12 protein-coding genes and 1 riboswitch are annotated in these 12,310 nt (G+C 35.2%); of the genes, 11 read left to right on the top strand and 1 reads right to left on the bottom strand.

Features of this window, described 5'->3' with window-relative positions; all coding sequences use genetic code 11:
- Positions 1-40: 40 nt before the first annotated feature.
- Positions 41-144: riboswitch (cyclic di-GMP riboswitch) on the bottom strand.
- Between the two features lie 188 nt (positions 145-332).
- Positions 333-887 carry a nitroreductase family protein gene (locus HP569_RS03745; protein WP_182199809.1) on the bottom strand — a complete coding sequence of 185 codons (555 nt, stop codon included), beginning with the start codon at positions 885-887 and terminating at the stop codon, positions 333-335.
- Between the two features lie 314 nt (positions 888-1,201).
- On the opposite strand from HP569_RS03745, the gene HP569_RS03740 reads away from it, so the two are divergent.
- The 11 genes from HP569_RS03740 (at position 1,202) to HP569_RS03690 (ending at position 12,306) form a co-directional block, all read left to right on the top strand.
- Positions 1,202-1,948, top strand: a complete 747-nt coding sequence (locus HP569_RS03740) for a YveK family protein (protein WP_182199808.1) — start codon at positions 1,202-1,204, stop codon at positions 1,946-1,948.
- On the top strand, positions 1,941-2,639 hold the full coding sequence (locus HP569_RS03735) for a CpsD/CapB family tyrosine-protein kinase (RefSeq protein WP_281366403.1): 699 nt from the start codon (positions 1,941-1,943) through the stop codon (positions 2,637-2,639). The genes HP569_RS03740 and HP569_RS03735 overlap by 8 nt, the downstream gene beginning before the upstream one ends.
- Positions 2,640-2,884: 245 nt before the next feature.
- Entirely contained in the window at positions 2,885-3,649 is a 765-nt protein-coding gene (locus HP569_RS03730) for a tyrosine-protein phosphatase (protein WP_182199807.1), read from the top strand.
- A gap of 318 nt (positions 3,650-3,967) precedes the next feature.
- The gene (locus HP569_RS03725) at positions 3,968-4,735 is read left to right on the top strand and encodes a tyrosine-protein phosphatase (protein WP_182199806.1); all 768 of its coding nucleotides are present in this window, start codon (positions 3,968-3,970) and stop codon (positions 4,733-4,735) included.
- Positions 4,736-4,802: 67 nt separating this feature from the next.
- Positions 4,803-5,681 (top strand): UTP--glucose-1-phosphate uridylyltransferase GalU, encoded by an 879-nt coding sequence (galU, locus tag HP569_RS03720; protein ID WP_182199805.1) that lies wholly within the window; start codon positions 4,803-4,805, stop codon positions 5,679-5,681.
- Between the two features lie 124 nt (positions 5,682-5,805).
- A complete protein-coding gene (locus tag HP569_RS03715; protein ID WP_182199804.1) occupies positions 5,806-7,635 on the top strand; it encodes a polysaccharide biosynthesis protein in 1,830 nt (609 codons plus the stop codon).
- A gap of 178 nt (positions 7,636-7,813) precedes the next feature.
- Positions 7,814-8,449: a sugar transferase gene (locus HP569_RS03710; protein WP_182199803.1), complete on the top strand. Its 636-nt coding sequence runs from the start codon at positions 7,814-7,816 to the stop codon at positions 8,447-8,449.
- Positions 8,446-9,243: an NAD-dependent epimerase/dehydratase family protein gene (locus HP569_RS03705; RefSeq protein ID WP_182199802.1), complete on the top strand. Its 798-nt coding sequence runs from the start codon at positions 8,446-8,448 to the stop codon at positions 9,241-9,243. Before HP569_RS03710 ends, HP569_RS03705 begins: the two co-directional genes overlap by 4 nt.
- A gap of 18 nt (positions 9,244-9,261) precedes the next feature.
- On the top strand, positions 9,262-10,038 hold the full coding sequence (locus HP569_RS03700; protein ID WP_182199801.1) for a glycosyltransferase family 2 protein: 777 nt from the start codon (positions 9,262-9,264) through the stop codon (positions 10,036-10,038).
- A gap of 19 nt (positions 10,039-10,057) precedes the next feature.
- Complete coding sequence (locus HP569_RS03695) at positions 10,058-11,125, top strand: glycosyltransferase family 2 protein (RefSeq protein WP_182199800.1); 1,068 nt, start codon at positions 10,058-10,060, stop codon at positions 11,123-11,125.
- Positions 11,122-12,306: a glycosyltransferase gene (locus HP569_RS03690; protein ID WP_182199799.1), complete on the top strand. Its 1,185-nt coding sequence runs from the start codon at positions 11,122-11,124 to the stop codon at positions 12,304-12,306. The genes HP569_RS03695 and HP569_RS03690 overlap by 4 nt, the downstream gene beginning before the upstream one ends.
- Positions 12,307-12,310 lie beyond the last annotated feature (4 nt).

The following is a 12,310-nucleotide window of genomic DNA, read 5'->3' as shown; positions in this document are numbered from 1 at the left end:
ACACACCTAACCTAGTGGGTTCACCTTTTCAATGGAGTGCTTCGGTAGCTTGGCAATCATTGAATTAAAATGCTTTGAAACATTCAAAACTTTAGACCCATCGCTTTGCGTCCTTACCTTTCGATAAGTTTGCCGTTGTCGGTAAACCGGATATGTATTTTCTATATATTATACCAAAATATAACGAAATTCCAACTTATTTTAGGAAAAATGTAATAGAGACAAAAGTCACGATTTCGAAATGTAACAATATTTACATGGGACATTGGGGTCAGACCCTTCTGCCCCAAAAAAACGGGACAAAAGGGTCTGACCCCAATGTCCCGCTCTGATTAAAACGTTCCTTGGTGTATGGATTCTTTCAGTGGTCTTCGTGTGGAAGGTGTTTCTCTTTCTTGTAATTCAGGGGATAAGGAAGCTTTATCTCCTTGATATCCTAGAGCAACTACGGCATGTAATTGATAATTGTCAGGAATACCTAATACATCACGTGCTTTTTCTTTGTCAAATCCACCCATCGGATGAGTAACTAATCCATTCTCAAGTGCTTGCAACGCGAAGAATCCAAAAGATATTCCAGTATCGAATGCGTGTGAGCCACCCTTTTTCTCTGAAATAAATAAAATAAGCACGGGTGCATTTTCACACCACACTCTGTTACCCTCCATAATAAATGAATGAAATTTCTCGCGATCTTCCTTTGTTCTTGCAACAATAAAACGCCATGGCTGAATATTCATACTAGAAGGTGCCCAACGTGCAGCTTCTAATGTGCGAAATATTAGCTCTTCAGGAACCTCCTCATCACGAAATGCTCTTGGCGACCATCGTTTTGTAAATTGTTCATTAATTGAATAATCAGACTTACGATCCAATTCATTAGTCATTTCCAATTCCTCCTATCCATCAATTTATCTAACATAAGTATACACATTCTCACACGAATGGGACAACGGGGTCAGACCCGAATGTCCCAATCCGGTGAAAAATGGGACATTTGGGTCTGACCCCAACGCCCCAACCCTTGAAACCACACTCACACTCCTACTCCCAAATCCCAACTCCCATTCCAAATTTCCACAAAAATATTGCACTCCAAAAAAATACTATCCAAAAAAGTAAAACAATGTGATATAATTTCGAATGTATGAGTAAAAAAGATCAAAATAACAATAATTAACATGCAGGGGGACCGGCAAGTATGGAAGAAACAATATCATTAAAAGAAATAATGGAGGTGTTAAAGAAGCGGATAGGCCTCATCGTCATATTTACTCTTGGAGCAGCACTTATCAGTGGTCTAGTTACATACTTCTTACTTACACCAACCTATCAATCTAGTTCACAATTCATTGTGAATCAGAAATCATCAGAGAATAACAGTGTAGATGTTAACGAGATTCGTTCCAATGTGGAGATTATCAATACATATAACGTAGTGATTCGTAGTCCACGAATTTTAGATAAAGTTGTTGACGAACTAGACTTAACAATCTCATCAGGAGAATTAAGAGAAAAAATCAATGTCAATAGTGAGCAGAATTCACAAGTAGTTACTGTCACCGCAACAGATGCAGATCCAGCGACAGCAGTAGCCATAGCCAATAAAACAGTAGAAGTTTTCCAAGAAGACATTGATGATCTAATGAACGTAGACAATGTTAGTATTCTATCTGAGGCGGAATTAGCACCTGATCCAGCGCCAGTTAGCCCAAAGCCATTACTTAACATCGCAATTGCACTTGTAGTAGGAGCGATGGCAGGAATCGGGTTAGCCTTTGTACTAGAATACATGGATAACACACTAAAAACCGAACAAGATGTAGAACAAAAAATAGGATTAGCAGTAATCGGTACGATTGCACACATCAAGGAATCTGACTTGTCATCGATTGAGTACCAATCACCAAGCATACGGAAACGAGAGAGGGGGACTTTCAGTGGCTAAAAAGAAAAAGCAAACGAGAAATACAACGATGCGTCATTTAATTACAAAATTAAACCCGAAATCCCCGATATCTGAGCAATATCGAACAATCAGAACAAACCTTCAATTCTCATCCATCGATGATGAAATGAAGAAAATATTAGTAACTTCATCAGCACCGGCAGAGGGGAAATCATCAACGGTTGCCAATCTAGCAATTGTGTTCGCCCAACAAGGGAAGAAAGTACTGCTTGTCGATGGTGATATGCGTAAGCCGACCGTACACTATACATTTCGTGTAGATAATCGTCGCGGTCTCAGTAGCGTTCTAGTTGGTGAAACGACCTTAGAAGATTCAATCAACAAAACCGATATACCAGAACTAGATATTCTAACTTGTGGACCGATTCCACCTAACCCGTCTGAATTACTAGGTTCAAAAGCAATGCAAAGAGTAGTCGATCGCGCATGTGAATACTATGATATGATCCTATTTGACACGCCACCTGTACTGGCAGTCACCGATGCACAGATTCTAGCAAACGTTTGTGACGGCTCTATCTTAGTACTTCGAAGCAAGCAAACAGATTACGAAGCGGCTCAGAAAGCACGCGACCTATTACAACCAGCAAAAGCTAAACTACTAGGTGCTGTACTAAATGACCGCGAAATGAAAAAAGGATCTGACTACCATTACTATTATGGCGGTTAATTGAAATCCATAACTTATCGTACCAACAAATAAAACGCCGAATTTCTATCATTATAGATTTCGGCGTTTTTTCATGCCTATTTCAAAAAATAGTCCTTCATCCTCATCTGAAAAATCTGTCAAACAGAAAACGCAATATGACAAAGCTTCTATCCCTTCGACAACTAGTAAATGATATGATGGTAGTATAAAATATCTACTTAAAAACTTAAATTAGTGATAATATATAGGAGGCTTTCGAACTAGTGATAGATATACATACTCATATTTTAACAGATTCCGATCATGGAGCGCGCCATATGCAAGATAGTATTAAAATTGCACAACAAGCAGCCAAGCAAGGAGTAGAGGTGATAATAGCTACCCCAAATCATTTAAATGGTAAGCATCACAATCCTGCTGATCAAGTTTTAGCAAAAGTGGAAAACCTAAACGCTAAGCTAATCGAATACAACATTCCACTCACCGTTCTACCAGGACAGAATCTCCGCCTTCACGGAGACATTGTAAAAGGTCTAGAAAGAAATCAATGGCTACAATTAAATCGCTCCTCTAGTTATTTATTAATTGATTTACCAACAAACCACTTACCCAACTACACGATGCAACTAATCTATGATTTACAATTAAAAGGAATAAAGCCGATCTTTTCCGATCCGCAAAAAAACATTATTATCAACGAACGATTAGATGTCCTGTATGAACTAGTCAAAAATGGTGCACTCATTGAAGTATCTGCACAAACCGTTATAGGAAAGAAAGGACATAAAACACGTAAATTCATAAACAAAATGATTGAATACAACCTCGTTCATTTTATTGCTTCGGGTGCAACAAACCATAAGGATTATTATTTAAAAGAAGCAATGGCAACCGTTTATCGAACATTTGGTAAAGATACAGCATCACAATTCACAGAAAATGCGACAACGGTTACCCGAGGAGAAATAATAATTGAAGAAGAACCAATCCGTCCGAAGAAAAAAACGTTCTTAAGAATGTATAGTTAATCTGCCAGCACAACAAACAAATATCGCTTGCACAACAACTTTCTGCTAGTAAAATAAACCCATAAATAAAAGAGGATACCAGGACTTATGTATCTAGAAAAGACTTACTCTGTTAGTTATCCGTATTAAAACACAATAAAACGAATCCCCTTTTCTCAAGATAAAGAAAAACTCATAAAAAGAAAGTAGTTTATTTTAGGTAAAATGAACTACTTTCTTTTTTGGTTCTGAAAAGCAATTGACTATTTCAAACACATTCTATACCTGCTATAATAAAACTATTGTTTAAATATAGATCATTGAAAAGGTTGTGCGTGTATGATCGACATTCATTCTCATATTCTACCAAGTATAGATGACGGAGCGAAACATATGGAAGAAAGTGTCGCAATGGCACGAGCAGCTGTGGCAGAAGGCATACATACAATCATTGCTACGCCACATCATAAGAACGGACGTTATGATAATACGAAAGAAATCATTCTACCATTAGTAGAACAATTGAATAATAGGTTACAGCAGGAAGATATTCCGCTCACTGTTCTACCCGGACAGGAATCACGTATATACGGGGAAATCATTGAAGATTATGATGAAGGTATTGTCCTTCCGCTAAACAAAACGACTCGTTATGTATTCGTTGAGTTTCCATCGAATAGTGTTCCGCGCTATGCCAAACAATTATTATTTGATATGCAAGTGAACGATTTGAAGCCTATTATTGTTCACCCTGAACGAAATAAAACAATAATGGAAGACCCGACAATATTGTATGAACTAGTTAAAAACGGTGCACTAACACAAATTACTGCAGCGAGTGTAACAGGTCATTTCGGGAAAAAAATTAAGAAGTTCACCCATGAGCTAATCGAATGGAACTTAACACATTTTATCGCTTCAGATGCGCATAACACGACGACACGTGGATTTCGTATGAAAGAGGCGAACCAAGTGATTCAAGAAACATTTGGCCACGGCATGCTTTATTACTTTACCGAAAATGCGCAATATATGATCAATGATGATACTGTCATTGGAGACGAACCAATGAAACCAAAGAAGAAAAAAATCTTAGGCTTGTTTTAGATTACCCAAATAAGATAAGCTTGTCTGGAAAGTATGTTTGATAATTGATGAAGGAGAGAAAAATCTAATGAAAAAGGTAAGAAAGGCAATAATCCCAGCAGCTGGGCTTGGTACAAGGTTTTTACCAGCAACGAAAGCAATGCCAAAAGAAATGCTGCCAATCGTTGATAAACCAACGATTCAATATATTGTAGAAGAAGCGGTTGCTTCAGGAATTGAAGACATTATCATCGTAACAGGTAAAGGGAAGCGTGCGATTGAAGATCACTTTGATTTCGCTCCTGAATTAGAACAAAACCTTCGTGAAAAAGGAAAAAATGATTTGCTACAAAAAGTAGAACAATCTACAAAGCTAGCAGACATTCATTATATTCGCCAAAAAGAACCAAAAGGATTGGGTCACGCGGTTTGGTGTGCGCGTAAATTTATTGGTGATGAACCGTTTGCTGTTTTATTAGGTGACGATATTGTACAAAGTGATGTACCGTGCTTAAAGCAATTGATTAACCAATACGAAGAAACAGAATCATCTGTTATTGGAGTACAACAAGTACCAGAAGACGAAACACATCGTTATGGTATTGTTGATCCAAGTGAACAGAATGGTCGCCGTTATCAAGTGAGTAATTTCGTAGAGAAGCCAGCTCAAGGTACAGCGCCATCAAACCTTGCCATTATGGGGCGCTACGTATTTACACCAGAAATTTTCCGTTTTCTTGACCGCCAACAAATCGGTGCAGGTGGCGAAATTCAATTAACTGACGCGATTCAAATGTTAAATGAAATTCAAAAAGTGTATGCATACGATTTCCAAGGGCATCGCCATGATGTTGGAGAGAAATTAGGTTTTGTCAAAACAACCATCGAATTTGCGCTACAAAACAAGGAAATTGGTGCAGAAGTGAGAAACGTATTGCAAGAATTATTAGCTGAAGAGAACAAGTAAAAGTGTATAAGGGAGTGGCGGGGATTCTGCTCCCTTCTTTTATTATGAATTTTTACATAAAAACTCACGAGAAAAAAACCAATGCGAGCCGTTCGCTTGGTTAAAACAGAAAGAAGGAAACTAAATGTCTTATCATCGTACAAGAATGATGTTTCTTATGGTATTAGACTCATTAATTATTGCTTCTGCAATCTTTATAGCATCATGGATAGTATATCCTAGCATCTCTTCTGGATCAATTAATGTGCTTATCATAAGTTCGTTTTCTTTATTGATATGCCACCACTTATTCGCAATGCGATACAAGTTATATCATAAAGTTTGGGCTTATGCGAGTGTTGGCGAATTAGTAGCTATTGTTAAAGCAATCAGTTTATCCGTTATAGTTACAGCTATTATTCAATTTCTTGTTAATGATTTTACTATTTATAAACGTGCTCTAATTGTCACTTGGCTATTACACGTATTTCTTATTGGAGGTTCACGTTTTGTTTGGCGTGTTTATCGCGATCGATTTATGGCTCCGAAAATAGAGCAAAAGCGTACATTAATTGTAGGTGCTGGATCTGCAGGTGCAATGATCGCCAGGCAATTAAAAAACGAACCACATCACACAGATCTTTGTCCAGTAGCTTTTGTAGATGATGACTTTACCAAACATAAAATGGAGATTTACGGTATACCGGTGATCCATTCTACCGAACACATTCCGTCTATTGTCGAAAAATTCGGAATAGAACATATTGTTATTGCGATTCCATCTTTAACCAACGGTGAATTATCAGAAGTAATTGGCAGATGTAATCAAACCGAAGCAAAAGTACAAATGCTACCAAAAATTGAAGACTTGGCAAGTGGACGTGTATCTGTCTCTGCATTACGAAGTGTGGATGTAGAAGATGTACTAGGTCGTGCGCCAGTAAAATTAGACATTACTAAAATATCTGAATATGTGACCAACAACACGGTAATGGTAACCGGTGCTGGTGGATCGATTGGGTCAGAGATTTGTAGACAGTTAATGCGTTTTACACCAAGTAGAATTGTGTTAGTCGGCCATGGTGAATTTAGTATTTACACGATTGATATGGAGCTACGTGAGAAGTTTGCGGAAATGAATACAGAAATCATTCCAATTATAGGTGATGTGCAAGATCGTAAACGAGTTTTTGAAATTGTAGAAACTTATCAACCTACGATTATTTATCATGCCGCAGCACACAAACATGTGCCATTGATGGAATATAACCCACATGAAGCAATTAAGAACAATGTGATCGGTACGAAGAATGTTGCAGAAGCGGCAGACGCATTTGGTGTCAATACATTTGTATTAGTATCAACAGATAAAGCAGTAAACCCAACGAACGTGATGGGGGCAACGAAACGTGTAGCCGAAATGGTTGTCCAAAGCTTAGCCCAACAATCCCAAACAAAATTTGTTGCTGTACGATTTGGCAATGTACTTGGAAGTCGTGGAAGTGTTATCCCGTTATTTAAGAAGCAAATTGAAAGAGGCGGACCTGTCACGGTTACCCACCCTGACATGACACGTTACTTTATGACAATTCCAGAAGCATCTCGTTTAGTCATTCAAGCGGGAACACTAGCGCACGGTGGAGAAATTTTCGTCTTAGACATGGGTGAACCAGTCAAAATTGTTGACCTTGCGAAAAACTTAATTAAACTATCTGGCTATACAGAAGATGAGATATCCATTGCTTATTCAGGCATTCGTCCTGGTGAGAAAATGTTTGAAGAGTTACTCGGAGAAAACGAAGTACATCCAGATGAAGTGTTCGAAAAGATTTATGTTGGTCGAACAATGGTTATAGATTCAGAACAATTGACACAATTAATCAATCAATTTGAAACCTATTCAGCGATTGAGTTGAAAGATGTATTGATGAAAATTGTTTATCAAGAGTCGAAGTTAGGTGTCATGGAGAACTAACTTTGTAAGAAAAAAACAGCTGCTCCTGGCTTAGAGCTAGGAGTAGTGGTTTGATTTTTAGAAATTAAGCCATGTATTTTTAATGAAAACTAGTTTAGTGGATTAGTAGTTAGTTGAAGATGTGTTTGTTAATTCAGGTAAGTGCTAATTTACTGAAACCCTTAAGGAGTGTTTTGACATGTATATGAAGTTAAAGCGATGCATTGATTTCATGCTTTCTTTAATTGGCTTCATAATATTATTGCCAATATATATAATTCTTACTATTACAATTAAGCTTGATTCAAAGGGGCCTGTTCTTTTTAAACAAAAACGAGTAGGTATTAATAAAACCCATTTCAATATGTTGAAATTTCGCACAATGAGAATAGATACACCTAAAGACACCCCTACTCATTTACTTGAAGACCCAGAACAATACATTACTAAAATGGGAAAGTTTTTAAGAAAAACTTCTCTAGATGAGCTTCCGCAAATATTGAATATTATTGCAGGGCAAATGAGTATTATCGGACCACGTCCGGCATTGTGGAATCAATATGATCTAGTAGATGAACGAGATAAATATGGTGCAAATAATGTTCCACCAGGGTTAACAGGATGGGCTCAAATCAATGGGAGGGATGAACTTTCTATTGAAGTTAAAGCCAAATTAGATGGAGAGTATGTTCAAAAAATTAGCTTTAGCATGGATGTAAAATGTTTCTTTGGTACTATAGTGAGTGTTGTTAAAAGTGATGGAGTAGTTGAAGGTGGTACTGGCGTAACAAAAACCGATGAAGCAGCGAGTAGCAAGGAGAGTATCTCTAGATGAAGAAAATATTAATTACTGGTAAGAACAGTTATGTGGGAACTAGTTTTAAAAAATGGCTTGAGAGGTATTCGGAAGACTATTTAATAGATTCTATTAGTTTAAGAGACGACTCTTGGAGAGAAAAGGATTTTTCTACTTACGATGTAGTGTTTCATGTTGCTGCTGTTGTGCATCAAAAAGAAAAGCCTGGAATGAAGGAATTGTATTTTAAGGTTAATAGAGATTTGCCTATTGAAATTGCTAAGAAAGCAAAAGAAGCTGGCGTCTCACAATTCATTTTTATGAGTACGATGGCTGTTTATGGGGAAGAAGGTAAACTTGGGCAAGAAGTGGTTATTAATCGTAACACACCAGTTGATCCTAAGACTTTCTATGGTATTAGTAAAGTTGAAGCTGAGGCGGAGCTTAATAAATTGAATGACTCTAGTTTTAGAGTTGTTGTGTTAAGACCACCAATGGTCTATGGACCAAATTGTCCAGGAAATTATGCTAGGCTAGAAAAGTTGGCTATCAAAACGCCGGTATTTCCTTTAATAGATAATAAGCGAAGTATGCTACATATAGACAAGCTTTGTCAGTCGGTTAAAGAGTATATTGATGAAGTGGCTGAAGGGTTGTATTTCCCGCAAGATGATAAATATATTAATACGTGTCTAATGGTCAAAGAACTGGCTAAAAAAAACGGTAAGTCAATTTATCTATCGAAAACCGTTGGAGTAATTATCAAGTTAATCTTTAAAAGGGTTAATTTAATTAATAAGGTTTTTGGAAATTTGGTTTATGAAAAACTTTGAAGATAGGAGTATCTATTTATGGAACAGGTAGATCTAAGTTTAGCAATTGTTACATATAACAATTCAAAGATAATTGAAAATACGGTAAAAAATATTGTGAAAAGCATTCCAAACGAGTACTCATATAAATTATATATTATTGATAATGATTCGAAAGACAACACGCTTGATTTAGTTAGCAATTTGAATGGAAATATTGAAATTCTTGAACTCGGAGTCAATAAAGGATTTGGTTATGGGCATAATGCAATTCTTGACATTATAAATTCTAAATATCATTTTGTAGTTAACCCTGATATTCAAGTAGAGAATTCAGATCAAATAAGAAAAATGGTTAAATATCTTGATGCAAATCAAGATGTTGGTATGTTATCTCCCCTGATATTAAGTCCGGATCTTTCAACTCAATACTTATGCAAAACAAACCCGACGGTTTTTGATATGTTTATTAGAAGAATATCACCTAACTTGTTCAAGCGAAGACAGGACAGATATATTATGAAACAAACAGGTTATAATAAAATAATGAGACTTGATTATGCAACTGGTTCTTTTATGGTATTTAGAACTGACATCTATAAAGAACTAAAAGGTTTCGACGATTCTTTTTTTATGTATTTAGAAGATGCAGATATAACGAGAAGAGTAAATCAGTTATCAAAAGCAATATTCTATCCCGAAGCAAGAGTTATTCATGCTTGGGAGAGAAGCGGTCATAAAAGTTTTAAGTTTGCAAAAATAACAGTACAATCCATGATTGTTTATTTTAATAAATGGGGATGGAAGCTAATGTAATTAGATAGGAGTTTGATGTATGTTTCTAAGTGTAATAATTCCAGTTTATAATAGTGAGAAATATTTGTCTTTCTGTATAGAGAGTATCTTGAATCAGACATTCACTGATTTTGAAGTAATATTAGTAAATGATGGTTCCAGTGATAATTCCGAAGCAATATGTAGAGATTACAGTTTGAAGTATAGCCATGTTGAAACATACACAATAGCTAATAGTGGATCAGCGTATGCTAGAAACTTTGGACTTGAAAAATCTAAAGGTGAGTACATTTCATTTATTGATTCAGATGACTGGATAAATCCTCATATGTTTAAAAAATTGACTTCATTATTAAATGAAAAATATATAGATATAGTTTCATGTGATTTGTTAAATGTAAAGGTTGATGGTAAAGAAAAACCGGAGTATAGCGATTGTAGTGATGGCTACTATAGTCGTGAGAGAATAGTAAATGAAATATTTCCATTTTTGATTAATTCTAAAGACCTAACCCAACATAAGTGGCCTATGCGAATGGTTACAAAGATTTATAATAAAAAATTTTTGACTAAAAATGATATAAAATTTGCAAATGATTTAAAGGCTGCTCAAGATTTTGTTTTCTCTGTAACTGCAATGTATCATGCGAGTTCTTTTTATTATTTGAAGAATGAGTTTCTATATTATTATCGTGAAAATTTTGAATCAAGAACCCATAAACATTTACATAAAGCTTGGGAAAATTATTTGAGTATGAACAACTACTTGGAAGAATTATTAAATGACTCAGACGAATTTAATTTTACTAATCAGTTAGAGCTTAGTAAGTTGCATGGTGTTCTATCTTCCATTTCATATGTTTATAGAGATGGTAATAAAAATAGATTTATTAAAAAATATAGATATACAAAAGAATTTTCAAGCTACTATGATCTAACAAAAGCTGTTAGTTTAATTGATTGGGAAAAGACATCATTGAAGAAAAAAATCTTTAGTTTTCTTTTAAAGGCCAGAATGTATTTGATTGTGTCGTTATTGGCGAATTCATACTATTTATTAATAGAACAAACATATAAGAAAATCATTAAAGGAAGAATTGAATCATGAAGAAACTGCTTTTCGTAGTAAACAACTTTAATATTGGTGGCCCTCAGAAAAGTTTATTAGCTCTACTGGATAATATTAATTATGAAGTATTTGATGTTTCATTAATTTCATTAGAGCCAGAAGGAACATTGATAAAGCACTTAAATTCTAATGTGAAAATAATACAAATCGATGAATTATTTACTTCGTTCACACTTCCGTCGAAGAATATTATTTACTACTTTAAAATAATGTTAAAAAATAAAAAATACTCAGCGGCTTTTGATTTTTTGCTAGTGCTCTTTAAGTATCTAATTGGAAAAAATATGAATCCGGAACGACAAAGATTTTGGAAGAAACATAGCAAAGAACTACCTAAGATAACTGAAAATTTTCATGCATCTTTTGGCGTATCTTCTGGTTTATCCACATATTTTATTGTAGATTGTGTTGAGTCAGAAAAAAAGTATCATTGGGTGCGTGGTGATTACAGTAGAACGTCTATTGATAAGAATGTGGATTGTCACTATTTTGGTAAAGTAGACGGTTCTTTATCGGTGTCAAAAGAATGCTCTAATATTTTTCAAAACATTTTTCCTTTTATGAAAGATCGAATGGAGGTTTTTTATAATGTGCTGCCCATCAAATTCTATGAACGTACAGCAACGGGTACAAATGATATTGAAGAAGGTAGAACTATAAAATTACTTACAGTAACAAGGCTTGATCCAGACAAAGGATTAGATATGGCAGTAGATGCTTGTGAAGCATTAATAAAAAAAGGAATTAAATTCAAATGGTATATCCTTGGAGATGGAAAATTCAGAAAAGAAGTGGAGAAAATAATTAAAGAAAAAAACTTGCAGGAGCATATAATTCTCATAGGCTTTAAATTGAACACTTTTGAGTATATTAAGCGGTGTAATATTTTTGTTCATCCTTCAAGATCTGAGGGAAAGTCAAATGCCGTGGATGAAGCCTTATATTTAAAAAAACCTATTGTAATTACTAATTATACTACTGTAAAGGAACAGATAACCGATAATGTAGATGGTTTTATCTGTGAAATGAACGGTAATGCTATAGCTGATAAAATACAATATGTACTTGACGATATGGAAAGTATAAATGAAAAATTGAGAACTAATACCACGTACAACTTCGACAAGGATCCAACAGACTTTTTTATGAATTTATTATAAATAA

The sequence above is a fragment of the Paraliobacillus salinarum genome, from assembly GCF_014083865.1.
In the GTDB taxonomy this organism is placed as follows: Bacteria; Bacillota; Bacilli; order Bacillales; family Amphibacillaceae; genus Paraliobacillus; species Paraliobacillus salinarum.
This window is presented reverse-complemented; position numbering and strand designations above follow the sequence as displayed.

What these genes read in the sequence shown, in the direction of transcription:
- HP569_RS03745 (WP_182199809.1), bottom strand. Translation starts at nt 887, where the DNA reads ATGACTAATGAATTGGATCGTAAGTCTGATTATTCAATTAATGAACAA.
- HP569_RS03690 (WP_182199799.1), top strand. Translation starts at nt 11,122, where the DNA reads ATGAAGAAACTGCTTTTCGTAGTAAACAACTTTAATATTGGTGGCCCT.
- HP569_RS03695 (WP_182199800.1), top strand. Translation starts at nt 10,058, where the DNA reads ATGTTTCTAAGTGTAATAATTCCAGTTTATAATAGTGAGAAATATTTG.
- HP569_RS03725 (WP_182199806.1), top strand. Translation starts at nt 3,968, where the DNA reads ATGATCGACATTCATTCTCATATTCTACCAAGTATAGATGACGGAGCG.
- HP569_RS03710 (WP_182199803.1), top strand. Translation starts at nt 7,814, where the DNA reads ATGTATATGAAGTTAAAGCGATGCATTGATTTCATGCTTTCTTTAATT.
- HP569_RS03705 (WP_182199802.1), top strand. Translation starts at nt 8,446, where the DNA reads ATGAAGAAAATATTAATTACTGGTAAGAACAGTTATGTGGGAACTAGT.
- HP569_RS03700 (WP_182199801.1), top strand. Translation starts at nt 9,262, where the DNA reads ATGGAACAGGTAGATCTAAGTTTAGCAATTGTTACATATAACAATTCA.
- HP569_RS03715 (WP_182199804.1), top strand. Translation starts at nt 5,806, where the DNA reads ATGTCTTATCATCGTACAAGAATGATGTTTCTTATGGTATTAGACTCA.
- galU (WP_182199805.1), top strand. Translation starts at nt 4,803, where the DNA reads ATGAAAAAGGTAAGAAAGGCAATAATCCCAGCAGCTGGGCTTGGTACA.
- HP569_RS03740 (WP_182199808.1), top strand. Translation starts at nt 1,202, where the DNA reads ATGGAAGAAACAATATCATTAAAAGAAATAATGGAGGTGTTAAAGAAG.